The sequence below is a fragment of the Methylocystis sp. H4A genome (genome assembly GCF_015709545.1).
GTDB lineage: Bacteria > Pseudomonadota > Alphaproteobacteria > Rhizobiales > Beijerinckiaceae > Methylocystis > Methylocystis silviterrae.
In genome coordinates this window covers 118,443-144,729 of record NZ_JADNQY010000027.1, presented here as the reverse complement: position 1 = coordinate 144,729, position 26,287 = coordinate 118,443, and the positions used below count along the sequence as shown (strand labels likewise).

Sequence of the window (26,287 nt, the reverse complement as noted above, 5' to 3'; positions counted from 1 at the left end):
CATGGCAAAACAAGCGCAAAGCACGGACGCAGCCTCGCCCGAGAGCGCGAGCATCTATGAGCCCGAGAGGATTTACGACGTGCGCCTGTCGCGCGCCGTGAAGGTCGGCCGCGCCACGATCAAGCCGATGGGCGTCCATCAGATGACGGGCGCGGCGCTCATCGACATCGTAGCGCGCGAGGGAGAAGACGCCATTGTCTCTGCCCAGCCCAAATAACGACTATGCCGCTCCGGCCAACATGACGCTGAACAAGGCGTCATGGGACGCTGCGATGACGTCGATTGGCGAGCGGCTCCGTGCGCGGGAAGAGCTCGAAGCCTCGTTCCAGAACCTAATCAGTCTTGGCGTCGGTCAGGCGATCGCGGCGGTCCAGAACGAAATCGCGCCGACCGCCGCCCAGGCGCAGGCCCATGCCCAGCAGATTGAGACGCTTCTCGACATTCTGCTTGCGACGTCCATTCCGGCGACGTTGATCTCCGTCACGCCATCGATGCGCTTTACGTCGGACGCTGAGATGGCGTCCAAGGCGTCCGCCTCCGGCCTCACCGATCTCATTGCGGCCGTTGCGCTCAAAGCGCCGCTCGACTCGCCTGAGTTCAGCGGCGTTGCGACGGCGCCGACCGCCGCGCCGGGCGCGAATACGCAGCAGGTCGCCAACACGGCTTTCGTTCACGGGGAGATCGCGGACCTTCTCGGCGGCGCGCCTGGCGCGCTCAATACGCTGAACGAGCTGGCCGCCGCGCTCGGCGACGACGCCAATTTCGCCGCGACGATGACGATGGCGCTCGCCGCGCGCCTGCGCTTCGATGCAGCGCAGTCGCTTAGCGCGGGCGAGAAGACGCAGGGGCGCGCAAATCTCGGTTTGGGGTCGCTTGCGACGCAGAGCGCGGTGAATGCAGCCGATCTACCGGCCGGCGCGCGCATCCTTTTGGCAACGCTCACTGCGTCAAATTCCGCAGCTCTGTCCGACTCGTCACACTTCACCTCTGACTATGACGACTATGAGATAATCATCGACGATATTTTGCCGGCGACGAACGCTGTGAGCCTCGAATTGCAAGTTCACTCAGGCGGCACATACAAGGGCAGCGCTTATTATGCGGGAGGGACCGTGTCCTATTCCAACGCATCTGGGTCCGCTGTAGCCACGAACAATGGCACGAGCGCGGGATTAACGATCGCAAATATCGCCAATACGCGAGGCGGCGTTTCTGGATTGATCCGCTTGCATAAGATCAATCAGACGGCCAACCCGAAGAAAATTGAATCCATGCTTTCGTTCGCCGCAGGCTCAACCGTTGGGTCCGGAGTTTGCCAAGTTGGCAGCTTCTGGGATGGGAATGGAGCGGTCGACGGCATCCAGCTTTTCATGAACAGCGGAAACATAACTAGCGGCTCAGCGCTCATTTACGGGATCAAAAAGTGACCTATAAATCTCGCCCTGGATCAATATCAGTCATTCGAGAATCTGACGGCTTGATCATCGGACCCGAGATGACGAATGATTGGTCCGAATATCAGGCTTGGGTCGCGCTCGGCAACACGCCGGCGCCCGCGCACACGCTGGCCGAGCTCATCGACGCAGCGCTGAAGGCGCTCGCCGATCGTCGCTGGCGCGCCGAGACAGGCGGGGTCAGCGTCAACGGTTCGCCTGTCGCGACGGATGACAGATCTCAGGCGAAACTCGTTGGCGCATGTCTCGCGGCGACGCTCGACGCCAGCTATTCAATCCAGTGGAAGATCGCCGACCGCGGCTTCGTGACGCTCGATCGCGATCAGATCATCGCGATCGCACAGGCCGTCCGAACACATGTGCAGGGGTGCTTCGATCGCGAGGCGGCGCTCGCCGAAGAGATCCAGGCGGCGCCAGACGAACAGGCGCTCGCGACGATCGATATCGAAGGGGGCTGGCCGTCGTGGGCATGAGACGCATCTACCTCTCCAACAATGAAGCGATTTCCCGAAGCTGCGTGGTGCGCATGCCTGGCTACGCCATGCCGCCAACTGGCGAATGGAAGATGGAGCTGCGGCGCAGGACGATCGCGACAGGCGCGCCGGCGTTCGCGTTTTCGAGCGAGACGGGCAATCTACGCGTCATCGCCTATAACGCGCCGGCCAGGAAGGCGGTTCTCGCCCTGCTTGCGCCGCAGCAACTCATCGCCGATCTGACCGACAGCTATTTCGCCGATCTCGTTTATGTCGAGGACGGCCTTCCCAAAAATCTCGGACAGTTCGTCTTCAACTTCAGGCGCGGCGTTTCGCAGGTCGGGTTGCCAGGACCGGCGCCGGCTTATGAGGATCTCGCCTCATGGGAGCCGATAATTGACGTTTCCGGCAACGACGCCGCGACCGTTCTCAGCATGGTCGAGCGCGGACTGCCAGGCGCCGCCGCCGTTCTGCCCGCGGGACCATGGATCCATCTTGCGACATTGACCGCAGCGGACGTCGCTGAGCTAACGGATGCGACCCATTTCACTTCCGACTTCGACGAGTATGAGATTGTCCTCGAAAATCTCGTTCCGGCGGCCGATGGCGCCAACTTGAAGTTGGAGCTGCAGATCGGCGGCTTCTGGATGATCGACGGCTATTCCAGCTTGGCGCGCTTGACGAATTCTGCCGGCTCTGTCGCCTCGCATCAGACAACGTATATCGACCTCTCCGGCGCTACGAGTCCGCGGTTGAAAAACAGTGGGGGCGCAGGGCTAAGCGGCTTTCTTCGCTTCTTCAATCCTGCCGAAACGGCGAATGTGAAGCGTATCGTTGGACAGACGGGCTTTGGCGATTATTCCGACAGCGGGCAAAGCGCCGTTGTCGACGTATCCGCGTCGAGAAACACGACGACGGACCCCGTCACCGGCATGAAGTTCTTTGTCGACAACGGCAATCTGGCGACGGGCAAAATCCACATTTTCGGCCGGAAGAAATGACGGCGAAATCGATCGCGCAAATAAAGGCGGACATCGACGCGCATCTTCAGGCGCATGGCGCGTCGATCGATCCCTCGCCGGTCCTGCGCAAGACGCTCTTCGACATCCTCGACTCGCTGAAGGCCTATAATGCACCGGATCCGCATTTGATCCGGCTGACCTACCCTGGCATTCCCTCGCCGAATGCGCTGGTGCTTGGCGAAGTCTTCGTCGTCGACGTGGCGTTCCCTGCAAATTTCGCGGGATCGCAGTTTCGCTGCCTCGTCGCCCCGCACGAGGCTTACATGCTCCGCATCCTCAAAAACGGCGACGAGGTTGGCGCAATCGAGTTCGCGGCCGGTCAAACAAGCGCGACGATCTCGACCAGCGACGGCGAGAGTCTGCAGTTCGCGCCAGGAGACATTCTGCAGCTCGTCACACAGGCGAGCCTCGACGTGATCTTAGGCCTATTCGGCGCGCTCGCCGGAACCCGCGTCTGACATGCGTCGCTTTCAGCCAGAATATTGGACTGTTAATTCCAACATCGAGGCGTCGACGACGCTGACGACGCCCGCGCAGGACGCGCTAACGGTCGCTCTGATCTTTCGCTCGACCAATGACCTCGTCGGACTCATCTGGGAATGCGACGACACGATCTCGCATCCGCTGTGCCGCTATGAGAGCGCCCACGATTTCAGCGGCGCCGCTCTCGAGTTCGATTTCGAGATGGCTGGCGTCGCTTCCATGCTCTCAGAACGCCCGCCAACCTTCACGGTCGAGCACCTCGACGGATCGGTGAGCTATGTGCGGCCGGCGGCCTATGCGACGGACATGGCCGACGACGGCATGTCCGGACATATCAAATTGGAGTTCTCGCAGGTCGGCGGCGGCTGGGAAGGGACGGAGCCTGTCGACTGGACAAGCGTCAAGCGGATGTTTCTCTCGCTCATCCCAGAGGATTTCGAACTCCCGGCCGATCCGCCGGTGCTCACGCCGCTCTCAAGCGGCGAGGTCGTCGCGTATTTCTCCATGACCAACATCGGCGTCGAAGGTCCTGATCTCTTCAAATGGCGCGCTGGGGTCGCGCCGCATAGGCTCGGCATGACCGACGGCTATGACGACTCCTATCATCTCGCGCCAAAACGCATCGTCGATGCCGCTCATGATCTCGGCTATCGCGGCTGGTATAACGTCTATATTGGGCTCTCGCACCATCACGCGGTCGCCTGGTCGGAGAGCGAAGAGCGCTTCATCGTCGATATAGGCAAGCCGGTCATCCATTCGGCGGCCCGCGCCTGGTGGGATGATCTCGTCGTCAACTTGGTCGCCAAAGGTTTCGAGAAGATTGTGGTCTCGGTCTCCTATGAGATCATCCATTATTTGATGCCAACCGACTGGTATCAGCGCGATCATGCCGGCGCCCCAGGGGAGTCCGGCTGGGACCCGCCAAGCCGGTTTATCTCGCCGTGCAGAACCGATGCACTCGACTATTTGGCAGGCGTCGCGAACTATCTGGTCGGACGCATCATCGCGCTCGGCGGCGAGGCCTATTTCCAGATCGGCGAGCCGTGGTGGTGGGATAACTCCTATGTCGAAGGCGGCGGCGGACCATGCTTTTACGACTACGCCACGCTGCTCGCCTATAACGCCGATACGGGGCTCTATGCTCCGATGCCTTATCTTACGAGCGTGACGGCGGATTTCAGCTCGCCAGAGCAGACGGCTTTCGTCAATTGGCTGGGCGACAAGCTCGGGCAATCGACCAATTACATCCGCGACGCCGTGAAGACCGCGCATCCAGCCGTCAAAACGGCGATCCTGGTCTACACGCCGCAGGTGTTTTCGCACCCGATGCTCGAGATCGTCAATTTGCCAATCTCCTATTGGGAGGCGCCGGAATACGACGTGCTCCAGATCGAGGATTACGATTGGGTCATCGGTCGGGACTGGGCCCGTCACGCGACGACCTGGGACACCGCCTTCACGACGCTCGGCTACACGCCGGAGACGACGCAGTTTTTTAGCGGCTTCAACAAGGACGCGATCAACGCCAGCACGGTCTGGCCGGCGATGTTCGTCGCCATCCGCGAGAGCTACCAAAAATGCTCGCAGACTTACGTCTGGGCGCGCCCGCAAATCTGGCGAGACCGGATCATTTGGCAAGACGCCGAGATGATCACCGTCCAGGGCGACTAGGCGTCGTCCTTCCTCTCATGAAAAATTTCGTGGCCAAGAGCGACGGCGAGCCCTCGTAGGGTGCGGCGCGTTTGATCGGGCGTCAAGCGAGGTTTTGCAAGCGAGGTTTTGAATGCCTGCGACCACCCCCAATATCGGCGTGAGGACGTTCCTCGACCGGGGCGACAAGGCTCCTTTTCTCATCGCCGACATGTCGACGATCGGCGGCGTCTTCACGCCGGGCACGGGCATCGACCGCTCGAAATTTCCCGTCGACACGCCGGTGCATTTCACGACGAGCGACACCGAGATGGTCACCGCGGCCGGCACCGGCACGCTGAAGCAGGCCATCGAGGCTTGCAATTACTCCGGCATCGTCGCTTCGATCGTCGCCTGCGTGCCCGATATTCTCGTCGGCGACACCGACGATCAGAAGATGACGAAGATGGTCGGCGACTCGGTCGCCAAGACCGGCGCCTGGGCGATGATGGCGGCGCAGGCCGAGACCGGCGTCGTTCCCGATCTTCTCATCGCGCCCGACTTCGCGCATCTGCGGCCGGGCGACGCCGCCAATCCGATCGTCGCAGCCTTCGACGCCATCTGCGAGCGCCTAATCACGCCGGTCGCGATCGCCGACACGCCCTCGGCCAACAAGACCGTCGCCGTCGAATGGGCGGCGGACTGGGCCGATACGCTCAACGTCATCTGCTGCGGCCAGGGCGCGCGCGTCTCCGAGGGCGGCGTGCCGGTCACCCGCGCGAGCGCCCCCTATATCGCCGCGCTGATGGCGAAGACCGATAAGCAGATGGGCGGTCCCTACTACAACCCCGGCAATCGGCCGCTCGGCATTCTCGGGCCGTCGCGCGCCGTCGAGTGCAATTACACCGACCCGGACAGCGAGCATAATTGGCTGGCGCAGCGCGGCGTCAATTCGATCGTGCAGTTAGAGAAGAACCGCACCTCGCGCAGCGTGAATTCGCCGCAGGGCAAGATGTTCTGGGGCTTCTTCAACACGTCGAATGATCAGCTGTGGCGGCTGATCAATGTCGTTCGCACGCGCAAAGCGGTCCGTGAAGTCATTCCGCGCACGCTCGTGCGCTACCTCGGCCAGAATGTCGGGACCAATCTCGTCGTCACGCTGCGCCAGTCGGTGATGGATTTCCTCGGCGAACTGGCGACACTGCCCGAGCCGGCGATCCTGCCCGGCTTCGACGTGATCTGGGATCGCGATCAGAACTCCAATGCGGTGATGCGCGTCGGCGGCCTCATCTTCAACGCTTATTGGGAAGAGAGCCCGGCGCTTGTCGATCTGCAGCTCTACACCGGCCGACGCGAGCAGAGCTTCGACATTCTCGCCTCTGAAATCCAAGCGGCGATGGCGCAATACAACGTGTCGGGAACGCTCTGACCGCGCGCGAAAGGACGTGAGAGATGGAAAATATCGTTCGCGGCGGCAACTGGTTTTTCGGCCAGCTCAACGCTTGGCGTGTGCTCGACGAAGTGACCTTGCCCGAGCTCACCTTTTCGACCGAGGATTTCACGCCGGGCGGCCACATGATGGGAGTGGACTGGCCGGAAGACATGCAGCCCTTGAAGGCGACGATCAAACTCAAGAGCGACGATCCGCGCGTCCGTTCGCTCTGCGGCAAGCAGCCGGGCGATTACGTGACGGCGACCTATTACGAAAATCTGCGCTCCTTCCGCACCGGCGCCAACAAGGGCCGCATCATCACCATGAAAGGCCTCTTGAACTCGGTGAAGGCGGATGTCCGCAAGGGCGTCAAATCGTCGATGACCGAATATGGATTCTCGACCATCGTCTATTACGAGGACATCGTCGACGCCGTCGTGGTGCATCGCTTCGATCAATTCATGGGGCCGGGCGCGACCGTCATCGGCGGCGCCGCGCTCTTCGCCGAGATGGCGGCCAATCTCGCGATCAATGGAGGGACAGCGCTGTGAACGAGGCCAAAAGTGGCGTTGAAAGCGCCGTGAAAGCCGATTTTGCGCAAGTGCCGCTCCCTCCCGATGGCGCCGAGGGCGAGGTGAGGGAAGCGAGTGCCCCGGCCGGCCCCTCGCAGCCGCAGGCGGAAGTCGCCATCCTTGAATTCGAAGATCCGGCGGGCATGATTGAGGAGGTTCCGCTGAAGCATCCCTTCCGCTGGAAGGGAGAATGGCTGCGCACCGTCTCGATCCGCCGGCTCACCTTCGCAGAAGCGATGCGCGTCAACGAAGAGGCGCAGAAAGCGGGCCGCGAGGTCACGTCAATCGACCTGTTTGCGGCAATGACGGCACTGTCGGCGCCCGTGATCCGCGGCATGGAGGCTACCGACGCCGATCGCGTCACAAAGGCCTGCCTCCCTTTCTTGCCCCTGACCGAGGAGGATCGCGCCTCTCCGTAGACTGGTCCGATCTGCGGCGCATCGGCCTCCTAGCGTGCCGCTTCATGAACGAGCCCTGGAGCCGCGTGCTGCGCATGCCGCTCGACGAAGTGATCCGCAACGTCTTCGAGGGACAGCAGATCGAAGATGAGGACGGCGCCGGCGCGCAGATCAGGCTGCTCAACGAGCTGATGACGAAATTGATGTGAGGCGGGAACCGGCGGCGCGAAGTTGCGGCGGCGCAGAGCGAGCGACGCAGGAGCTAAAATCATGGCCGATCTCGACGTCGCCGTAAGGCTGAAATTCCTCACCGACGGCGAAGGAAAGCTGAAGGCGGCGGCGAAGAGTCTCGCCGACTTCAGCAAGAGCGCATCGAGGCTCTCCGGGCGCGCGACAGGCCGCTTCGGCGGCGATCTCAACAAGGCTTGGCATGCGAGCGTGAAGCTCGGCGGCGCGCTCGACAAGAGCGCCAAGTCCGCCGGCAAGACCGCGACCGGGTTGCGCGCGATCGGCGGCGGCGCGAGGGGCGTCGATCATGCGCGCAGCGCGGTCGACCGGCTGACGAAATCGACCAACGCGCTGGGCGCGGCCGAGAAGAAAGTGCGCGCGCGCAAGATCGGGTTGGGCGCGAGCGGCATGTTCGCTGCTGGGGCGATCGGCGGCGCCACTGCAAGGCGCAGGGAAGCCTTCAAGGAGGGGGCCGCCGAAGCCGCCTCGCACGTCTCTCCTGGAGCCGGCTATCTCGTCGGCGCGGGCGGGGCCGTGGCTGTTGGCGCGGCCGTCGGCGGAACCGTCGCAACGGTCGGCGCGGCGATGGCCTATGGAACCAAACAGGCGATCGACTTCGAAAAGGCGATGGCCGATGTGAAAAAGAAGGTCACGCTCGATCAAGGCGAGAGTTGGCTCGATGTCGAGCGAGCGATCAACAGGGTGTCGCGCGAAATGGGCATGGCGCGCACCGATACGGCGGCGCTGACCGCCATGGCTGGGCAGGCTGGAATTGCCTACAAGGACTTGGGCTCATTCATGCGGCTCGCCGCCAAGGCGGCGACGGGCTGGGACGTCGCGCCGAAAGAGGCGTCGGAGCGTCTCGCGAAAATAAAAGCGCAGACGCAGTGGACCATTCCGCAGCTTGAAGAATTTGCGGACAAAGTGAACGCGCTCGGCGACTCCTCTGCCTCCGCAGAGAAGGACATCGTGGAGATGTTCCAGCGCGCGGCCGGCGCAGCGAAAGCGGCCAGTGTTCCGCTCGACACGTCGCTTGCGGTGACGACGGCGCTCAATTCGATCGGCATGCAGGAGGAGGTTGCCGCGCGCTTTTGGAACGCCTTCTCCTCCAAGATGCGCACGGCGGCGTCAGGCGGCCGCGGCGCGAAACAGGCCGCGGAAGGTTACAAGATGCTCGGCTTGACCCTGAAACAGGTCGAGCAGGGCATGAAGACGGACGCGACGAAGACGATCCTCGACGTGCTGGAACGTTTGGAAAAGAGTTCCGAAAAAGCGTCGGCGGCGGTGAAAATCTTCGGGCAGGAATGGTGGGACGAGGCGGCGCGTAGCGGCCAGGCGCTGCCCGAAATCCGCAAGAACCTTGAGATGCTTGCCAGCGGCTCATGGAAGGGCTCGCTCGACCAGAATCTCAAGATTGATCTCGACACGACCGCTAACCGCCTTAATCGCTTAAAAGCGTTGGTTTCCGAAATCGGCGACGGGCTGATGCGTTGGTCGCTGAAGCCCATCGGCGACGCTTCCGAGAAGTGGCAGGCGGCGGCGGAGCGCTGGGAGCGCGCCGCGGAAGCCGACAGGATACTCTCCAAGGCAGGCAAGGAAACGTTGTCGGCAGCGGAAGCGAGGCGCGTGGTCAACGATCCGGATCTGCGCGCGAGAATCGAGGCGCAGGAGCGCGCCAGAACCGGCACTGGCGAGTCGCTTGCGGCCTATGAGCGGCGACTTCGCCTCGATCGGCCGGTCAAGGCGCCCGCGCCGATGATCTCACAAATCGAGGGCGCGACGCCTCATATCGACGCGCAGCAAATCAATCGGGCGGCGGCTGAGAGCGTCGCCAAGGTCAACGATCTCTATGACGCGCTGCAAAAGCTGAATGTGACAGTGAGACCGAACGTCGACGGCGCGGGCGCTATCGCACAGATGGAAGCGCTCAAGCAAAAAGCGCAGGAGACGGCCAGCGCCATGCGCGCGCTACAGAACTTTGGCGCGCCGACCTCAGGAACGCGCGTCAATCCCACATTGACAGGTGCGCCTCGAGGCGGCGGCGGTTCGACAGGCGGCGGCGGAAGCACGCCAGCGACGCCAGGAAAGCAGTCGCGCCTCGGGCACGGCGGCCCCATTCAGATCGGAACCGCGCATTTCCACGGCGTCAAGGACGCTGGCGCCATGCGCCGCCAGCTGACGGCGCTCGATCGCCGCATCCGCAGCTCCCGCGACAACGCCCTGCATGACATAGGCTGAGCATGTCGCAACCCATCGCCCTCATCGGCTCTGCGATCGTCGACGTGATCGGCATTACGCCGCTCGGTTTCGGCGAGATCATGGAAGCCAACTGGGCGCGTCACCCCGTCTTCGACAGCGATCCCTATTACCAGCCGACGTCGGGCGGCGACCATATCGAGACCCTCCATCTTGCCTGTCGGCCGCATATTTTCGGCGGTCTCGACAATTTCCAGTCGCTGAAACGCCACTGCAAGGCGCGCGAGCCGGTTCCCTACATCCGGATGAGCGGGATGGTCGGCGGCTATCAGGGGCTCGTCGCGGTCCAGACTGTTTCGCGCGAGGAACGCCGCATCGCGCCCGGCGGCGTCGGCTGGCGCTGGGAGTTCACCATCGAATTGCTCTTCATCGGCGAGCATGCGGGAGGCGGGTTTTGAAACGCCTGATCATCGAGCCCGTGCGGCTCGACATCCTCGCCAAGGAGCAGATGGGAACGGAGCGGGACGGCGCCATGGAGGCGCTGCTCGACGCCAATCCCGGCCTCGCCAGGGAAGGCCCTTTCGTCGTCGCGCCGCGCTTCGTCGAAATCCCGCCGACGCCGGAGAAGCCGACCGTCCCCACCGTCAATCCCTGGGACTGATCTCTCCCCATGTGGCGCAAGCCGATCCTCATCATCAACAACGGCTCGGGACGGAATATTCTTCCCGGTCTCTCGGGTCTTTGGCTGTCCTGCAAGGTGACGGAGCAGGCCGGCGACGAAAGCGACGAAGCCGAAATCATCTGCGTCGGCCCGCCGTCGAAATTCGGTCTCCCAGGCCGTGGCGAGAAATTCACGATCCTCGGCGGCTGGGAGGACGAAGGCCCCGTAATGCAGGGCGAGTTCACCGTGCAGAAAATCGTCTGCAGTGGCGATCCGGAGGACGGAGACCGGATCACAATTGTGCTGCGGGCGGCCGACTATGTCGACAAGCTGAAAGCCCACGCCTCGAAACATTACGACGACAAGACCTATGGCGATATCATCGAGGACGTCGCCAAGCAGGCGGGGCTCGAAGCCGAGGTCGACTCCGAGGTCGCCAAGATCAAAGTGCCCTATCGGCTGCGCTGGAACCAGTCGCATATCGATTTTGCAACCGAGCTTTCGGAGGAAGTGGGCGCAATCTGCAAGCCCGCGGGCGGCAAGCTGATCGCGGTGAAGCGCGGCGCCGGCAAGAGCGCCTCTGGCAAGAACCTCACGCCAATCGAGATCAAACGGCGCAAAGGCTTCGCCTATGAGATCGAGATCGAGCCGCGCCCGGAGGTGGGCGATGTCGCCGCCAGCTGGCACGACGAAAAGGCGGGCAAGCGGAAGGTCGCGAAGCACAAGACCGGCCGTAAGGGACCGCTGCACGCCATGCCGCACCCGTTCCGGAGCGAGGACGAGGCGAAGAAGGCGGCCAAGTCGGAAGCCTATGAAATGGGAAACGACACGGGCTCGGGGCACTTCGAAGGGCCCGGCCTGCCGCACGCCCATGCCGAGGCGCCGGTCAATGTTTCGGGCTTCGGCAAGCCGATCGACGGCCGCTGGAAGGCCGAGACCGTCGAAAAGGTCTGGGAGGCGACCGGCGGCTTCTACACCACGGTGCATGTGAAGGCGGGCGACGACGAGAAGGGGAAGAAAGGGTGAGGGCGTCGGACCGAAAATTTGACTCGAATAATCGCCGAAGGTCTCCGCAGCTCCTACTTAGCTGGGCGCTCGGAATTGTGCTCTGGGCAACTAGTGAATCTGTCGCTTCCGTCGATTTTGACGGGTTGATAGACCCAGCAATACTGAGATTCCCACTCGTCTCCGAACACATCCTCGTAGTTGAACGTGCCATAAACGATCAGACGTTTTTCTCCCGCTTTGGCCGCGGAAAAGAGGGAAACGTCTACGGCCTTGGTAAAGACCGCCGGCTCTCCTGGAGCGACTGCGATCCTAGACTCTATGGCTCGGCCGCTGCTCAAGAGAAAACCGTAGTCCACGTCGCGAGGGTAGACCACGTTCGATGGTATAACCCTCCAGTGAATTTGGGCGCGAACCCCGTAGGCGGGAGTTTGCCCAGTGATCTTTGCTCCAATTTTAAGAAGGTTCTTAAGCTCTACGAACCCCTGGCCGGGCACGGGAGCGACATATCCGCTGTTCGTGCAATCGGGACATTGAAGAACAATGTCGTTCGGCACCAGATACGCACGCAAGGTTCGCTTCGAGGCTGTCTCATTGGCGACGTAAGTGATCCAGTTCGCAATGCACGCCAATACAGCGATCAACGTTGCTGGTTCGAATATCCCTTTGGTCCACCGAGCAATCTGAGCAGCGACCGGTTGAAAAATCTGGAGCAGCCAATCTGGAGGAGCAGGCATATGCGAAGCCCTGTCGAGAGCGCACGAATAAATTCTGTTTAGCAGGATTTGTAGCGGGGCCGGGTCGCCCCGGACGCGGGTCAGCCGGCAAGCAAGTCCCGCGCAGCGCAACCAACCGATAACGCTCCCCGCCGCCGTCGTCGACGACACGGGGAGGATGCGGACTCGGGATTAACGAAGAATGGACGATCTAAGCGAATGGCGCGACGTTGCGCCCGTCTCGCCGGCCGCCGGCTGGATCGGCGGCAAGAAGCAGCTGGCGAAGCGTCTCTGCGCGCTTATCGAAGCGACGCCGCACAGGGTCTACGCCGAGCCCTTTGTCGGCATGGGCGGCGTCTTCCTGCGCCGCCGGCGGGCGGCGCGCGCCGAGGCGATCAATGACGCCGACCAGGACGTCGCGAATTTCTTTCGCATCCTCCAGCGCCACTACCAGCAGTTCATGGACACGCTCAAATGGCAGGTCGCGAGCCGCGCAGAGTTCGAGCGCCTAGCCGCACAACCTCCAGAGCTGCTCACCGATCTGGAGCGGGCGGCGCGCTTCCTCTATCTGCAAAAGCTCACTTTCGGGGGCAAAGTAAGGGGCAAGAGCTTCGGGATCGACACCCACGGCCCCGCGCGCTTCGATCTGAACAGGCTGGGCAGTGCGCTGGAGGCCGTGCACGAGCGACTGGGCGGCGTCTGGATCGAGTGCGCCGACTGGCGCGACTTTATCGCCCGTTGGGACCGGCCAGAGACCCTGTTCTATATCGACCCGCCCTACTACGGGACCGAGGGCTACTACCGGGCCGCCTTCCCTCGGGCCGATCACGAGGCCTTGGCGGCGCTTTTAAGGGGCATTAAAGGGCGCTTCGTGCTGACGATGAACGACAGCAAGGAGACGCGAGCCATCTATCGCGAGACCGGCGGCCAAATCGAAAGGGCGGAGCTGACCTATACGGCCGCGGGCGGCTCGGGCGCGAAGCGCGCCGCCGAGATCATCGTGAGGCGGTTGTGACTGGAGGCGCTGGCGTGAAACGAGCTCCTCGCTTCTCGGCGGGAGACGCGAGGTTTGCCCCGATGGCTGGACGCTCTACGATGCCCCAAGGTGATCCGGCTAGGCGCGGAAGACGATTATTGTTAGGCCGCCCGAGGGTGACGTTACAGGCAGGCAATGCAGCTTCTGATTTACCATGGAAAGTCAATTCCTTCGCTAAAGGGGCTAAAGTACCCCTTTATCAGCCTCTATCAGGACAATTGGAACGACTTCGGCTGGAAGTGCCGGTTCCTCGCTAAACTCCACCGGTCTGAGGAGGAGGAGATCGACCTTGGCGCTGTTCGGATCTCCACGAATGGAAACGAGTTCCGTGCTCAGCAAATTCCGGCCTTGCTCAAAGCGCTGCCGCCTAAGAGCGCCTCATTGGGCGAGTCCATCGCCTACTACCGCCGCATTAGCAATCTGCCTCATAAACTCAAAACGACCTACCTCTCAGCAATGCGTGACATAGTGGTCAAGCCCGAGCGGAGGGCGCGCATCACCGATCGGAACCTTTGGGATAAGTCTTTCATGCGAGAGGCGTCATCTCGCCATGCCCTGAAGCGGGGCGGCTTCTACGTCGGAGCGAGTTACGACGAGGTGGAGCCGCCGGTCTTTGAGTTTGAGATGACGCTACGAGGTGCCGCAGGGCCACACGTGGTTAATTTTGATTTCTCCTGCCACGGCGGTCTGCCCAATCGCACCATATTGTTGATCGGACGCAATGGAACAGGCAAGACACAGCTATTGTCGAGTTTGGCTACCACGGTGTTCCCGCCGCAGGTCTTCACAGACAAAAGTCGCAAGAGCGTGCCAACCTCGAAAATCACACCTCCTCCCGAGCTTAGTCGCGTGATCACTATCTCATACAATGCATTCGATGAGTTCCCCTTGCCGCGAGAACCCACGCGCACTCCACCATCATTGGGTATCGCCTATAGGTCCCGAGGATCCTACAAATACTGCGGTCTTCGCGGGCCTGATGGTACAATCAACGCCGACGAGATCGGACGGATGCTCGGGGAGGCGCTGGAACCCGTCGTTGAGAGCGAACGCACTGACGTACTACAACAAGTGCTGTCGACTCTACTGGACCCCGCGCGCGCCGAAGCGTTGACGTCGGAAGACGAGGACACGCGCGACGCCGCGCTGCTCGCGCTCAGCGCCGGTCAACGCTTGGTAGTCGCAATCTTCAGCAACATCATCGGCTTTATTGAGGAGGGTTCGCTCCTTCTGATCGATGAGCCGGAGACCAATCTGCACCCTGGCCTTCTCACCAGCGTCATCGCCGCCCTGAACGAAACGCTCTGTGAGTTCGACTCCTACGCCATTATCGCGAGCCACTCTCCAATTCTGCTTCAGCAGATCCCGAGCCGTTCGGTTCGGGTATTTACGCGGAACAACATGGATGTCGCCAAGGTCAAGGAGTTGGATTTTGAGAGCTTTGGCGAAGACCTCGGAGAGTTGTCTCGCCGGGTCTTGGGCCTCGCGGATCCAGAGCGCGATTTCACTCACGTGCTGAGCGAACTTTTCGAAAAGCATGGCAGCGTCCAGGCTGTTCAGGAGCTGTTTCCCTATCCGCTGGGCATTCCCGCTCAGGCGCACCTTTATGCGCTAGAGGAGCGTTTTGGCGACGAGACGGACGAGCTTTGAGGCGTATCGGTCCCTACGAAACGACGAAGGTGCCGTCTTTCGCTACCCTCGTCTCTGAGTCTACCCCCGCCCGACGCACCGCAATGCAGCCAGTTCAGAGTGCGGTTGCTGCGGCTTGCGCCGACTTTGATGCCGCGGCTCCGGACGTCCATAATCTTCGGCCGATCAACATCGCCAAAGCAACATGCGACGCCTTAATTGACGGCTATGACAACCGAACGGTCGCCATCAAGCGACTGCTCGCGGACATGGTGGCCTCTCTGCCGCCTGAAGACGCTGACCTTTGCCCATATTGTTCGCTGGACACCAATCCGGATTTAGATCATTTCCTCCCGAAAAAGCGCTTTCCAGAATTCGCACTATACGGCCGCAATCTGGTGCCGATCTGTACCCCCTGCAATCGAAAAAAGTCGGGCGCAGTCAAGACCAAGGTCGACGGTCATAGATTATTTCTGAACCCGAGCTTTGAGCCGACAAACAACTCATGCGTACTTGAGGCAGAGTTGACCTTTAAAGGCGATAATCTGCTAGTTCGCTACCTTATCGATGATGGCGGTCGACTGCCCGACGGTGAGCGGGCGTTGGCACAGCGGCACTATAATCGACTTAACCTCGGCACGCGTTACTCTCGTAGGGCGCATAGTTTTCTTGCGTCCTTCAAGGCATCCGTCACCGGAAAACCCGAGGCTGTAATCGCGCGAACACTAAAGAGGCAGATTGAGACCGCATCCATCGGCGAGCCTGCGAATGGCTGGCGCCCAGCGCTCTACCGCGCGATTGCCTCCAAAGAAGCGCCGACGCTGAGATGGTTGTTAACGCCTAAGCCATAAGCGCGGCTGAGCACTGGCAGCGCTTGCTGCAGCGGCGGATACCCCCGTCGACGTCAGATCTGAGCCCAGGAGCCATCATTCGCTGCTAGCTGGGGAGCCTAATCCTCATGGCTAGGGAGGGTCTCAACCTCGCTTTAAGGGCGCGGCCATTTGATCTGTCACGAGAGGCCATTCGTTTTGTCGCGCTACAAGAGATCTGTAGCGCGACAAAACGAATGGCCTCTCGCGACAGTTCAGATTGCCGCACTTCTGTGGCGCGGCCTTGCGACCGGCTCCTACGATAATCTCGACCGCGCGCTTCGCGCCCGATACGCCGGCGGCCGTGCGGGTCAGCTGGGCCCTCTCTATCCGACAGCCCCTGCCGCGATAGATGGCGCAAGTCTCTTTGCTGTCATTAATGGTCAGCACGAAGCGCCCTTTAATGCCCCTTAAAAGAGCCGCCAAAGCCTCCTGATCGGCGCGAGGGAAGGCCGCGCGGCAGTAGCCCTCGGTCTAGGGGCGGATCGACGTAGAACAGGGTGTCCGCCGGACCCAGCCCAGAGATCTTGCACAATCAATGGACTTTAAAGTGTTCGGCCGCGTGATATAGTTGACAATCGCTTGTGAGGCCTTTCGAAGAGGTAATTGAAGTTGCTCGCCCTTGTCGCCGAGCGCAATGCGTTATCTGAATTATTAGGAGGCTTGCATTATGCATTTCCAGCTCACAATCGAATGTAGCGCTCCGGCGCTTGGCGGGGATTCTATCTCGCGCAGCCAGGAGCTCGCCAACATTCTATTCGCCGTCGCCGCGGATTTGTTGGACCAAGGCTTGGCGCCTGGCGGCAGGCTGCCTTTGCGTGACCGCAACGGCCACTCAGTCGGAATAGCGCAACTGACTGAACAACCGCATATGCTCGCGTCGAGCACGCCCCTAAAGCAGGACGCGGGAGGCGGCGCTGATCATCTACGCCAAACAGGCGGCCAAGCGCGGCCCTTGCGTCGGGAGCTTTCGGTGGCCAGACGCTCGCAGCGCGACTAATTCGCTGCACTGGCTTGTGCTTCGCCAAACTCGACCCGCATCCGCTTCCTAGTATACATACCGCTGCCGCCGCCCGGTTTTCCGAGGGTTCGTCCCGACCGGCGCGGCACGCATGGAGTCGAAATGAGCAGCATCAAAAGGATCGGCGCGGGGCCGCGTATGAGCCAGGCCGTCGTTCGCGGCAACGCCGTCTATACGGCCGGCCAGGTGGCCGACAAGACCAAGGGCGGATCGGTCACCGATCAGACTCGCGAAATCCTCGCGCAGATCGACGCGCTTCTCGCCGAAGCCGGCAGCGCCAAGGCGAATATCCTGTCGGCGACGATTTACCTTGCCGACATTGCGACCTTCGCGGAGATGAACGGCGTCTGGGACGAATGGGTCGACAAAGCCAATCCGCCCGCGCGCGCCACCGTCGAAGCGAAGCTGGTCGCGCCGGCCTACAAGGTCGAGATCGCCGTCATCGCGGCGCTTTAGGGCATTTTCCGACGAAGTGGACGCCGGTTCGGCGTTGAAAATGCGCCCTTAACAGATGGCGCGCATTCATAAACGCGCGCCGGCGCCGCTGAGCGGATTTTCCGGGTCAAAGGCGTAGCGGACGGTCTCGAACCGCATGCCGCGCGTATCGATGAGCAGCAGACGGCCGACCAGCCCCTCGCCGAAGCCGACGATCTCGCGAACGACTTCGAGCGCCATCATCGCGCCGACGATTCCGGCAAGCGCGCCGAGAACGCCGGCTTCTTCGCAGGTCGGGATTTCCCCCGCCTGCGGCGGCGTCGGAAAGAGACAGCGATAGGTCGGGTTAGGGCCGCCGTCGGGGCCGCGTTCGAAGGGCCGCAGCGTCGTCAGCGACGCGTCGAAGCCGCCGAGCGCTGCGGTCACGAGCGGCTTTCTTTCGTAATAGCAGGCGTCCGAGACGAGGTAGCGCGTGGCGAAATTGTCCGAACCGTCGGCCACGACATCATAGCGCCCGATCAGCGCGCGGGCGTTCGTCTCATTGAGTCGCAGCGCATGCGGCTCGACGAGGACATGCGGATTGAGGCGCGCGATGGCGTCCCGCGCGCTTTCGACCTTGGAACGGCCGATGTCCTGCGTGGCGTGGATCACCTGACGCTGGAGATTGGACAGCGAAACGGCGTCGTCGTCGACGACGCCGAGCGCGCCGACGCCGGCCGCGGCTAGATATTGCAAGAGCGGCGCGCCGAGCCCGCCGGCGCCGACGACGAGAACCCGCGCATGTTTGAGCTTGCCCTGGCCCGGCCCGCCGATGTCGCGCAGCACGAGATGTCTTGCGTAGCGTTCGATCTCTTCAGGCGAAAGATTCAAAAGGCGCTCCGGCGCACGCTAGGATTGCGGCGGGGCCGACCATAGCGGCTTCGCCCGCCGGTCTCCAGCCATGGCGACCGCGCGCGGGGCGACGACACGACGTTTATGGCTGGACAGGCTGGCGCTTTTTGGCGGAGCGGCGCTCGTCCGCCGATTCTTGGCTTGTCGCGCGCAGCGCCTCTATACCGACGCCGCCGAGCGCGGCCGCGCCGCGGGCGTAAGCGATATTGTCGAGGAACTGCCGTGCGCAATTCTCCCAGGTGAAGGTCAGCGCATGCGCCCGCGCCGCCTCTCGGCTGATGTCGAGCGCGGCGAGCGCCGCCGACCGCAAATCTTCGTCCAGCGCGCCAGCGCCGCTCGCGCCGACGACATCGAGCGGGCCCATGACCGGATAGGCCGCGACCGGCAGGCCGCAGGCCATGGCTTCGAGCAGCACAATGCCGAATGTGTCGGTGCGGCTCGGAAAGACGAAAACGTCCGACGAGGCGTAAAGCGCCGCAAGTTCGGCGCTCGATTTCAGGCCAAGGAACCGGGCCTGCGGAAATCGCGCTTCGAGCCCGGCGCGCGCCGGGCCGTCGCCGGCGACGAGCTTCGTGCCCGGCAGATCGAGCGCCAGGAAGGCCTCGATGTTTTTCTCGACGGCGAGTCGCCCCGCATAAAGAAAAATCGGCCGCTCAAAGGGGAGCGGCGCCGCTGCGTCAGGCGTAAACAGCGCGTGGTCCACCCCGCGCGACCAGCGCAAAATCCGGCGAAATCCGCGCTCCGACAATTCGCGGGAGAGGCTCGGCGTCGACACCATCACGCCGGCGCCGGCGTTATGAAAGCGGCGCAAAGCCGCATAGGAAAGCCCGACGGGCAGTCCGAAGCGCGCCTGAATATATTCGGGGAAGCGCGTGTGAAAGCTCGTGGTGAACGAGCGGCGCGCCCGCAAGAGGACGGCGCGGGTCACAAGGCCGATGGGGCCTTCCGTCGCGATATGGACGTGATCATAGCCATCCTCGAGCCGCCGCCGAACGGCGCGCGGCGAGGCGAGCGCCAGCGCGATTTCGGGATAGGTCGGCATCGGCAGCGAGTTGAAGTCGCGCGGGGTCAGAAAGTCGATTTCGGCGCCCAGCGCGCGGGCTGACTGCGCCATGGTTTCAAGCGATCGGACGACGCCATTCACCTGCGGACGCCAGGCGTCCGTCGCCACCAATATTCTCATCAGGCCGCCACAGCTCTCTCGTTTTGCAAGGCCTTGGCGCTTTCTGCGGCCTCCGCCGCCTCGCGTTCAGCCGCGGTATTATGCCAGCGCAAAATCTCGAATGCGCCGTCCTGATGTTCGGCGATCGCGGTGCAGCTTTCGACGAAGTCCCCGGTATTGACATAAAGCTTGCCGGCGATGGTCTTGATCGTGGCGTGATGGATATGGCCGCAGATCACGCCGTCGACATTGCGCCGCGCGGCCTCGGAGGCCAAAGCGTTTTCGAAATCGCCGATGAAATTGACGGCGTTCTTGACCTTCAGCTTCGCCCAGGCCGAAAGCGACCAATAGCCGACGCCGAACATCCGGCGCGCACGGTTGAACCAAGTGTTGAGGACAATCGCAAAATCATAGGCCCAGTCGCCAAAGAAGGCGAGCCAGCGGGCGTTGCGCACGACAATGTCGAACTGGTCGCCGTGAATGACGAGCATGGTCTTGCCGTCGGCGGTCTCATGCAGCGCGTCGTCGACGACTTCGACGCCGCCGAAATTGAGCCCCGTGTAATCGCGCGCGAATTCGTCGTGATTGCCCGGCACATAGATGACGCGCGCGCCTTTTCTCGCCTTGCGTAGGAGCTTCTGGACGACGTCATTATGCGCCTGCGGCCAATACCAGCCGTTCTTCAGACGCCAGCCGTCGACGATGTCGCCGACAAGATAGAACGTGTCGGCGTCATTATGTTTGAGGAAATCGACCAGCAGTTCAGCCTGGGCGCCGCGCGCGCCCAGATGCAGATCGGACAAAAACAGCGTCCGATAGCGCTTGACTGCATGTTCACTTGCCGGATCCGACATCTGCGCTGTGTTGGAGCGCACCGCTTGGGAGACCTTCACCCTGGCGTTTCTGTCGAGCATGAGCTGTTCGCCTCTCGCCTTCGCCGCTTGGCCTGATTGACCAGATTCGCATCACAGCCAGATGACATGGCCGTCTCGGGCTCGAGCAAACGCAAGGTCGGGGAGAGGCGGGAAGGGTTCGCTGTTCGATATTTCGAACGCAGTCGGCTATCTTGCCGGTCGATTCTGAAACGAATGGGCGCGGCTGAAGCGCTGGGGATGATGGGCGTCGAAGGTCAGGACAAGCAAAAAATGCTGGAGGCGGGCGCGCTGGCGCTTTCTGGGCAGCTCGGCGCGACCGTGCAGCGCCTGCGCAAGGCCTATAATTTGTCGCTTTCCGAACTCTCTCAGCAGTCTGGAGTCGCCAAATCGATCATCAGCCAGATCGAACGCAATGAAACCAATCCGACGCTCGCCACCATCTGGCGTCTCGCGCAGGCGCTCGATGTCTCGATCGAGCGGGTTTTGCAGACGACGGAAGACGGACCCTTCCTCGAGAAAACCAGCAAGGCCGATACGCCCATCCTGGTGTCCGACGACGGCAAATGCCGGCTCGAGATCATCGGCTGGATCAAGACGGTCGAGTGGCTTCAGTGCTATGAATTCGCCGCCGCGCCGGGCGGCGTACTGGAATCCGAGGCGCATCAGCGCGGCTCGGTCGAGAGCCTGTCTGTGCGCGACGGCGAGCTTGAGGTCGAGGTCGCCGGAACGAAATCGAGCGTGAAAGCAGGCGAAACCCTGCGCTATCGCTGCGACCGGCCGCACATTATCCGCAACCTCGGCAAAACGCCGGCGCAGGCGACGATGGTGTGCATTCTAAAGGCGGCGGCGATGGAATGACTCGCCGCCGCATGGCGCCCGGGAGCGTTTGCGGCGGCCGATGACGCGCTCCGTGCGTCAGGAGTGCAATTCGCCGACGTGCTTTTGCGAGTAAAGCTGGACGCCGAGCTGCTTGATCAACTCAAGCTGCGTCTCGAGGAAGTCGATGTGCTTTTCCTCGCTCTTCACCACGCCTTCGAAAAGCTGCTCGGAAACGCGATCGTTGATCGAGAGACAATAGGCCGCAGCTTCGAGATACAGGTCGCGGGCGCCGAGCTCGGTCTCGAGGTCCGCCTTGATGATCTCCTCGACGGATTGGCCGATGCGCAGCGGATCGAGCACCTGCATATTCGGGAAGCCTTCGAGGAAGAGGATACGCTCGGCGAAATGATCCGCGTGATGCATTTCCTCAATCGACTCTTCGCGCCATTTCTTGGCGAGCTCGAGGAAACCCCAATTGTGGAAAATGCGGAAATGCAGCCAGTATTGATTGACCGCGGTCAATTCTGCGCGCAATCCGCGATTGAGATAATCGATGACCTTCGCGTCACCGCGCATGTCCGCATCCTTTCCATGAAAATAGACTTACGCCGCCAATTCGTCGGCGCGACAGCCTTCACAATCGCCGCTCCCCGAGCACTCATCCAATCCTCTCGCGGCGTGCTGGTCGACGATGGCGACAATGCTGCGCACGCAGCGCCCGCATTTCGCCTCGCAGCCCATATGCCGGAACACAGCTGAAACCGAAGGCCGGTCACCGCGTGGCCCAAGCGTATCGCGCACATCGCGGTCCGATAGGACGTTGCACGAACAGACGATCATTACTTAGCCCAGTTTGGAAAGGTTGCAAACTACTTTCTGGAAAGGTTGCAAATTTCCTTCTTTGGAAAGATTGCAAACTACCTTTCGTATCAGTAGGTTACAACACCTCCTCTCGTTTGCCAACTCTCGCGTGTCGCTTTTCGGACAGACCCGCGCCGATGAACTTTGATTGGCAAGGACCATGCCGGTTTATCAAATACATTTCGGACGAATTGGTCGCCCGGCAAGTGTCAAAAATGAGCCGCGAACGACGTCCGCGGCTCATGTTGTTTTGGTTAATCCTTTCTTACCAGTGACGGTGTCCCCAGCCTCCGCCACCCCAACCGTCGCCAGGTCCGCCCCAGCCAGGTCCGCCCCAGCCTGGGCGCCGCCAGCCCGGGCCGCCACCCCAGCGGGGACCACCCCAGCCGTAGCCGCCACCCCAGCCGTAGCCGGGCCGCCACCAGCACCGGTAAGGTCCGCACAGCCAGCGCGCCTTCTCGACGCCCTGAGCCAGCTGAGCCGCAGGGCCGCGATCAATCCCCGGCAGCGCGGAAGCCTCTGGCGCGAATGGGCTCGAAGCGAGAACGAAAAGAAGTGCGGCGAGGGCCAGCTTGATTGGCGCCGATAGGGTTTTGACGGCTGCCGATCTCATGGAGCATCCTCCTTTTGAGAAATGGTGGAACCGTTTTCAAGTTGCGGCGAACGCTCTGAACCCAGGCTGAAACTTCCGTTCATCAGAGGGTTATGAATGTCCAAACTCCTGGGCGCGCTCGATCAGGGCACGACGAGCACTCGCTTCATCGTCATGCACAGTCACGGTGGGATCGTCGCCAAGGCGCAGCGCGAGCACCGGCAGATCTATCCCCGCCCCGGCTGGGTCGAACATGACGCCGCCGAGATTTGGCGCAATGCGCAGGCCGTGATCGCGGCGGCGCTGGCCGAGGCCAAGGTCTCGGCCAGCGACCTCTCGGCCGTCGGCGTCACCAATCAGCGCGAGACGACGGTCTTGTGGGATGCGGCGACCGGCGCGCCGCTTCATCACGCGATCGTCTGGATGGATACGCGCACGCAAGCCGCCGCCGACCGGATCGCGGCGCAAGGTTTGGGAGATCTGGTCCGCACAACGACGGGACTGCCGCTCGCGACCTATTTTTCCGCGCTCAAGCTCGCCTGGCTTCTCGACGAAATCCCCGGCGCGCGCGAAAGGGCGGCGCAGGGCGCGGCGCTTTTCGGCACGATCGATTCCTGGATCATTTGGAATCTGACCGGCGGCCCCAGCGGCGGCCGTCATCTCATCGACGCGACCAACGCCTCGCGCACGCAGCTGATGAATCTCGAAACCCTGCAATGGGATCAAGAACTGCTGCGGATCTTCGACATTCCCGCGGCCTGCCTGCCAAAAATATGCTCGTCGAGCGAGGTCTATGGGGAATGCGTCGGCGCGCTCGTCGGCGTTCCGCTCGCCGGCGCGCTCGGCGACCAGCACGCCGCGCTGCTCGGGCAAGCCTGCGTCAATGTTGGCGACGCCAAGAACACTTATGGCACCGGCTGTTTTCTGCTGATGAACGTCGGCGAGACGCCGCGCATCTCGACCAAGGGCCTGCTGACGACGCTCGCCTATCAGCTTGGAGACGCCAAACCCTGTTACGCGCTGGAAGGCTCGATCGCGATCGCCGGCGCTCTGGTGCAGTGGCTACGCGACAATCTCGGGATCATCAAAGAGAGCCGCGAGATCGAGGCGCTGGCGAGAAGCGTTCCCGACAATGGCGACGTCTATTTCGTGCCGGCGTTCTCTGGGCTTTTTGCGCCACGATGGCGGGGCGACGCCCGCGGGATCATCGCCGGGCTGACGCGATTCTCCAACAAGGGCCATATCGCCCGCGCGGCGCTCGAAGCCGCGGCGTTTCAGACCCGGGAAGTGCTGGCGGCGATGATCGCCGACGCGGGCGTCGAGATCAGCGCGCTCAAGGTCGACGGCGGCATGGCGGGGAGCGATTTGTTGATGCAGTTTCAGGCCGACCTCATCGACGCGCCGGTCGTCCGCCCCAGCCAGCTGGAGTTGACGGCGGTCGGCGCCGCCTATGCGGCGGGACTTGCTGTCGGAGTCTACAAAAGCCTGGATGACATCGCCGCGCAGACGCGAGCATCACATCGCTTTACGCCCCATATGACGCCGCAGGAGCGGGCGCGCCTGATCGCATCCTGGGAAAAGGCCGTCGAGCGTTCGCTCGGCTGGGCGGTCTGACAAGTTTGAGAACGGCGCGCTATTCGAAATCCGCGCTCAAACCGTGCTTTTCGAGCTGCTTTTCGACCGCGTCGAGGATTTTCTGCAGCTCCTCGATGCCGATCGGCGTCTCATCGTCTGGCGCATCCCAATGTTCGAGGTCGTCGAGACGCACGATGAAATCGGCGTCCTCTTCCGATTCGCCGTCCGGCGGCGCGGCGGGAATGGTGAGCGTTTTCCCGGCGCGGCGCACGCGAATCGCGCCCTCCGTCACTTCGACCTGATAGCCGCCTGCGCGTCGCGCCATCGCTCCCTCCAGCCTCGCAGTCTCATGCGTCGATAAGTCCGGCGCGAGCGGCGGCCTTGCGCATGAGGGTGGGCAATCCTTCTTTACCCAGATTGGCGCGCGCCGCCCAGCGGCAATCCGAGGGCGCCGCTTTGCCGCGCGTATGCGCGACGAACACCGTCGCCTCTAGCGCGAAATGCGTAAAGATATGCGTCACCGGCTCTTCGAGCGCGCGCCACCGCGCTGGCGCGGGCGCGAAACGCGAGAATTCGGCGGCGGCGATATCCTGCGTCAAAGGCGTCGACGGAAAGGCGTTCATGCCGCCAAAAAGCCCGCGCGGCGGCCGGCGCAGGAGCAACGCCTCGTCGCCGCGCCGCAGGATAAAGATCGCGCCGCGGCGCTTCGGCTTTGGCCCCTTGGCCTCCCGCGCTGGGTAGTCGCTCTGCGCGCCAAGACGCCGCGCGGCGCAATCGGGCGACAGCGGACAGGCGGGACAGTCCGGCGTTCGCGGCGCGCAAACAAGCGCGCCGAGCTCCATCAGCGCCTGGACGGAATCGCCGGGGCGCGAGGGGCTCATGAGCGCTGCGGCCTTTTCGCGAACGAGCGGCGCAACCTTGCGCGGCGGCGTCTCGATCGCGTGAAGACGCGCCATCACGCGCTCGACATTGCCGTCGACGGCGACGCAGGGCAGATCGAAAGCGATGGCGGCGATCGCCGCCGCCGTATAGGGACCGACGCCGGGAAGCCGGCGCAGCGCCGCTTCGTCGCGCGGAAAGCGCCCCTGATGCCCGTCAACCACCGCACGGGCGCAGGCGTGCAGGTTGCGCGCCCGGGCGTAGTAGCCGAGCCCCGCCCATTGCGCGAGAACGTCGTCGAGCGGCGCGCGCGCCAGATCATCGATCGCCGGCCAGCGCGTCAGGAAGGCCGCATAACGCTCCTTCACCGTCGCGACGGTCGTCTGCTGCAACATGATTTCGGAAAGCCAGATCCGATAGGGGTCCGGCGCTTCGCCGGCCCGCGCGCGCCAGGGCAGTTCGCGCCGATGGGCGTCGTACCAGGCGAGCAGCGCCGCGCCCGGTTTGGTCGATCTCGCGCGAGGCTTTATCATGAGAGCGATTGATAGAGGGCGAAGCCTCGCCCCGGCAAGGAGGGCGGCGTCGCCGCAAGTCCATGAGCGTATCTTCGAGCGTATCTTCGCGCGCCAAAGGCTTCAAAGCGCGCTCGCTCGCGGATTACGTTGCGCGCGAACTCGACCCGCTCATCGCCGCGCGCGGCTTCGGCGAAGCCTCGCTGCTCTTGTGCTGGCGCGAGATCGTCGGGGCGCGAATCGCGCGAATCTGCGCGCCCGCCTCGCTGCAGTGGCCGCCGCAGCGGCGGGCGAAGCCGGCCGACCCCTCGCCGGGCAAGCGCCGCGAAAAGACGCCGCGAGAGCCGGCGACTCTCGTGCTGCGGGTGGACCCCGGCTTCGGGCTTGAGGCGCAGCATCTCGTCCCGACCATTATCGATAGGGTCAATGCGCATCTTGGCTGGCGCTGCGTCGCGCGGATCGCGCTGCGACAGGAAGCCATAATCCCCGCAACTGCGTCTCGGCCGAGCCTTGCCCGGGCGCCCAAGCCCGACGCGGCGGCGCGCGCGCGGGCCATCGAGGCGGCCAAGGGCGTCGCCGAGGAAGGCCTGCGCGACGCGCTCATCAGGCTCGGCGAACGCGCGCTCGCCGGCCCGAGCGGCGCGGCTGGCGACGCTTGAGGGCGCCCCTGCAAAGGCTTGCAATCGCGAACGCTTGCTTTTAGGTTCGCGCCGCTAAACGCCGCCATAGCTCAGTTGGTTAGAGCACCAGATTGTGGATCTGGGGGTCCCCCGTTCGAGCCGGGGTGGCGGTACCATGCTCTCAGCGGCCGCAAATAATGCACGCCGACTCCGCGATGGTCCTATTAACCGGAGCTTTAAGA

Annotated in this window: 30 protein-coding genes and 1 tRNA gene; 22 read left to right on the top strand and 9 right to left on the bottom strand. The window is 62.7% G+C overall.

Going from position 1 to position 26,287, the window contains the following annotated elements; genetic code table 11:
- The first annotated feature begins 1 nt into the window (after position 1).
- The 14 genes from IYW40_RS15315 to IYW40_RS15250 all read left to right on the top strand — a co-directional run bounded on the left by IYW40_RS15315 (position 2) and on the right by IYW40_RS15250 (position 11,574).
- A complete protein-coding gene (locus IYW40_RS15315; RefSeq protein ID WP_196401178.1) occupies positions 2 to 217 on the top strand; it encodes a hypothetical protein in 216 nt (71 codons plus the stop codon).
- Entirely contained in the window at positions 195 to 1,427 is a 1,233-nt protein-coding gene (locus IYW40_RS15310; RefSeq protein ID WP_196401177.1) for a hypothetical protein, read from the top strand. The genes IYW40_RS15315 and IYW40_RS15310 overlap by 23 nt, the downstream gene beginning before the upstream one ends.
- A gap of 68 nt (positions 1,428 to 1,495) precedes the next feature.
- The gene (locus IYW40_RS15305) at positions 1,496 to 1,927 is read left to right on the top strand and encodes a DUF4376 domain-containing protein (protein WP_210327315.1); all 432 of its coding nucleotides are present in this window, start codon (positions 1,496 to 1,498) and stop codon (positions 1,925 to 1,927) included.
- Positions 1,924 to 2,928, top strand: coding sequence for a hypothetical protein (locus IYW40_RS15300; RefSeq protein ID WP_196401175.1), 1,005 nt, complete (start codon positions 1,924 to 1,926; stop codon positions 2,926 to 2,928). Before IYW40_RS15305 ends, IYW40_RS15300 begins: the two co-directional genes overlap by 4 nt.
- A complete protein-coding gene (locus tag IYW40_RS15295; RefSeq protein WP_196401174.1) occupies positions 2,925 to 3,407 on the top strand; it encodes a hypothetical protein in 483 nt (160 codons plus the stop codon). The genes IYW40_RS15300 and IYW40_RS15295 overlap by 4 nt, the downstream gene beginning before the upstream one ends.
- A 1-nt stretch (position 3,408) precedes the next feature.
- Positions 3,409 to 5,103, top strand: coding sequence for a hypothetical protein (locus IYW40_RS15290; RefSeq protein WP_196401173.1), 1,695 nt, complete (start codon positions 3,409 to 3,411; stop codon positions 5,101 to 5,103).
- Between the two features lie 112 nt (positions 5,104 to 5,215).
- Positions 5,216 to 6,490: a hypothetical protein gene (locus tag IYW40_RS15285; protein WP_196401172.1), complete on the top strand. Its 1,275-nt coding sequence runs from the start codon at positions 5,216 to 5,218 to the stop codon at positions 6,488 to 6,490.
- Between the two features lie 23 nt (positions 6,491 to 6,513).
- Entirely contained in the window at positions 6,514 to 7,044 is a 531-nt protein-coding gene (locus IYW40_RS15280) for a phage major tail tube protein (protein ID WP_196401171.1), read from the top strand.
- Positions 7,041 to 7,484, top strand: a complete 444-nt coding sequence (locus tag IYW40_RS15275) for a phage tail assembly protein (RefSeq protein ID WP_196401170.1) — start codon at positions 7,041 to 7,043, stop codon at positions 7,482 to 7,484. The genes IYW40_RS15280 and IYW40_RS15275 overlap by 4 nt, the downstream gene beginning before the upstream one ends.
- 44 nt (positions 7,485 to 7,528) lie before the next feature.
- On the top strand, positions 7,529 to 7,672 hold the full coding sequence (locus IYW40_RS15270) for a hypothetical protein (RefSeq protein WP_154451532.1): 144 nt from the start codon (positions 7,529 to 7,531) through the stop codon (positions 7,670 to 7,672).
- A gap of 61 nt (positions 7,673 to 7,733) precedes the next feature.
- Positions 7,734 to 9,929: a phage tail tape measure protein gene (locus tag IYW40_RS15265; protein WP_196401169.1), complete on the top strand. Its 2,196-nt coding sequence runs from the start codon at positions 7,734 to 7,736 to the stop codon at positions 9,927 to 9,929.
- A 2-nt stretch (positions 9,930 to 9,931) separates the two neighbouring features.
- A complete protein-coding gene (locus IYW40_RS15260; protein WP_154451528.1) occupies positions 9,932 to 10,345 on the top strand; it encodes a phage tail protein in 414 nt (137 codons plus the stop codon).
- Complete coding sequence (locus tag IYW40_RS15255; RefSeq protein WP_210327314.1) at positions 10,342 to 10,548, top strand: tail protein X; 207 nt, start codon at positions 10,342 to 10,344, stop codon at positions 10,546 to 10,548. The genes IYW40_RS15260 and IYW40_RS15255 overlap by 4 nt, the downstream gene beginning before the upstream one ends.
- 9 nt (positions 10,549 to 10,557) lie before the next feature.
- Entirely contained in the window at positions 10,558 to 11,574 is a 1,017-nt protein-coding gene (locus IYW40_RS15250; RefSeq protein WP_196401168.1) for a contractile injection system protein, VgrG/Pvc8 family, read from the top strand.
- 53 nt (positions 11,575 to 11,627) lie between these two features.
- Here IYW40_RS15250 and IYW40_RS21420 read toward each other — a convergent pair whose 3' ends face one another.
- A complete protein-coding gene (locus IYW40_RS21420; protein ID WP_210327313.1) occupies positions 11,628 to 12,290 on the bottom strand; it encodes a hypothetical protein in 663 nt (220 codons plus the stop codon).
- Positions 12,291 to 12,471: 181 nt separating this feature from the next.
- On the opposite strand from IYW40_RS21420, the gene IYW40_RS15245 reads away from it, so the two are divergent.
- From IYW40_RS15245 to IYW40_RS15230, 4 genes are all read left to right on the top strand, one after another.
- Positions 12,472 to 13,284 carry a DNA adenine methylase gene (locus IYW40_RS15245; RefSeq protein ID WP_196401167.1) on the top strand — a complete coding sequence of 271 codons (813 nt, stop codon included), beginning with the start codon at positions 12,472 to 12,474 and terminating at the stop codon, positions 13,282 to 13,284.
- 156 nt (positions 13,285 to 13,440) lie between these two features.
- Positions 13,441 to 14,955, top strand: a complete 1,515-nt coding sequence (locus tag IYW40_RS15240; RefSeq protein WP_196401166.1) for an AAA family ATPase — start codon at positions 13,441 to 13,443, stop codon at positions 14,953 to 14,955.
- Between the two features lie 83 nt (positions 14,956 to 15,038).
- Positions 15,039 to 15,785 carry an HNH endonuclease signature motif containing protein gene (locus IYW40_RS15235; protein ID WP_196401165.1) on the top strand — a complete coding sequence of 249 codons (747 nt, stop codon included), beginning with the start codon at positions 15,039 to 15,041 and terminating at the stop codon, positions 15,783 to 15,785.
- A 1,141-nt stretch (positions 15,786 to 16,926) separates the two neighbouring features.
- Positions 16,927 to 17,280 (top strand): RidA family protein, encoded by a 354-nt coding sequence (locus IYW40_RS15230; RefSeq protein WP_196401164.1) that lies wholly within the window; start codon positions 16,927 to 16,929, stop codon positions 17,278 to 17,280.
- A 66-nt stretch (positions 17,281 to 17,346) separates the two neighbouring features.
- On the opposite strand, the gene moeB is transcribed toward IYW40_RS15230, so the two are convergent.
- From moeB to IYW40_RS15215, 3 genes are all read right to left on the bottom strand, one after another.
- Entirely contained in the window at positions 17,347 to 18,129 is a 783-nt protein-coding gene (gene moeB, locus IYW40_RS15225) for a molybdopterin-synthase adenylyltransferase MoeB (protein ID WP_196401163.1), read from the bottom strand.
- 103 nt (positions 18,130 to 18,232) lie between these two features.
- Positions 18,233 to 19,333 (bottom strand): glycosyltransferase family 1 protein, encoded by a 1,101-nt coding sequence (locus IYW40_RS15220; protein ID WP_281432886.1) that lies wholly within the window; start codon positions 19,331 to 19,333, stop codon positions 18,233 to 18,235.
- The gene (locus IYW40_RS15215) at positions 19,333 to 20,166 is read right to left on the bottom strand and encodes a UDP-2,3-diacylglucosamine diphosphatase (protein ID WP_196401420.1); all 834 of its coding nucleotides are present in this window, start codon (positions 20,164 to 20,166) and stop codon (positions 19,333 to 19,335) included. The genes IYW40_RS15220 and IYW40_RS15215 overlap by 1 nt, the downstream gene beginning before the upstream one ends.
- Before the next feature lie 261 nt (positions 20,167 to 20,427).
- On the opposite strand from IYW40_RS15215, the gene IYW40_RS15210 reads away from it, so the two are divergent.
- On the top strand, positions 20,428 to 21,045 hold the full coding sequence (locus IYW40_RS15210) for an XRE family transcriptional regulator (RefSeq protein WP_196401419.1): 618 nt from the start codon (positions 20,428 to 20,430) through the stop codon (positions 21,043 to 21,045).
- Positions 21,046 to 21,102: 57 nt separating this feature from the next.
- Here the strand turns inward: IYW40_RS15210 and bfr are convergent, their stop codons facing one another.
- From bfr to IYW40_RS15195, 3 genes are all read right to left on the bottom strand, one after another.
- The gene (bfr, locus tag IYW40_RS15205; RefSeq protein ID WP_123174254.1) at positions 21,103 to 21,582 is read right to left on the bottom strand and encodes a bacterioferritin; all 480 of its coding nucleotides are present in this window, start codon (positions 21,580 to 21,582) and stop codon (positions 21,103 to 21,105) included.
- A gap of 27 nt (positions 21,583 to 21,609) precedes the next feature.
- The gene (locus IYW40_RS15200) at positions 21,610 to 21,846 is read right to left on the bottom strand and encodes a (2Fe-2S)-binding protein (RefSeq protein ID WP_014891379.1); all 237 of its coding nucleotides are present in this window, start codon (positions 21,844 to 21,846) and stop codon (positions 21,610 to 21,612) included.
- A gap of 286 nt (positions 21,847 to 22,132) precedes the next feature.
- Positions 22,133 to 22,480 (bottom strand): hypothetical protein, encoded by a 348-nt coding sequence (locus IYW40_RS15195; protein WP_196401162.1) that lies wholly within the window; start codon positions 22,478 to 22,480, stop codon positions 22,133 to 22,135.
- A 96-nt stretch (positions 22,481 to 22,576) separates the two neighbouring features.
- Between IYW40_RS15195 and glpK the strand changes: the two genes are divergently transcribed.
- Positions 22,577 to 24,073 carry a glycerol kinase GlpK gene (glpK, locus tag IYW40_RS15190; protein WP_196401161.1) on the top strand — a complete coding sequence of 499 codons (1,497 nt, stop codon included), beginning with the start codon at positions 22,577 to 22,579 and terminating at the stop codon, positions 24,071 to 24,073.
- A 19-nt stretch (positions 24,074 to 24,092) separates the two neighbouring features.
- On the opposite strand, the gene IYW40_RS15185 is transcribed toward glpK, so the two are convergent.
- Together IYW40_RS15185 and IYW40_RS15180 are read right to left on the bottom strand one after the other, a co-directional pair.
- Positions 24,093 to 24,359, bottom strand: a complete 267-nt coding sequence (locus IYW40_RS15185) for an Imm74 family immunity protein (RefSeq protein WP_018406673.1) — start codon at positions 24,357 to 24,359, stop codon at positions 24,093 to 24,095.
- A gap of 22 nt (positions 24,360 to 24,381) precedes the next feature.
- Positions 24,382 to 25,446: an A/G-specific adenine glycosylase gene (locus IYW40_RS15180; protein ID WP_196401160.1), complete on the bottom strand. Its 1,065-nt coding sequence runs from the start codon at positions 25,444 to 25,446 to the stop codon at positions 24,382 to 24,384.
- Positions 25,447 to 25,508: 62 nt separating this feature from the next.
- Between IYW40_RS15180 and IYW40_RS15175 the strand changes: the two genes are divergently transcribed.
- Both IYW40_RS15175 and IYW40_RS15170 read left to right on the top strand, forming a co-directional pair.
- The gene (locus IYW40_RS15175) at positions 25,509 to 26,084 is read left to right on the top strand and encodes a DciA family protein (protein WP_196401159.1); all 576 of its coding nucleotides are present in this window, start codon (positions 25,509 to 25,511) and stop codon (positions 26,082 to 26,084) included.
- Positions 26,085 to 26,144: 60 nt separating this feature from the next.
- Positions 26,145 to 26,221: transfer RNA gene (locus tag IYW40_RS15170), tRNA-His, on the top strand.
- Positions 26,222 to 26,287: the final 66 nt, after the last annotated feature.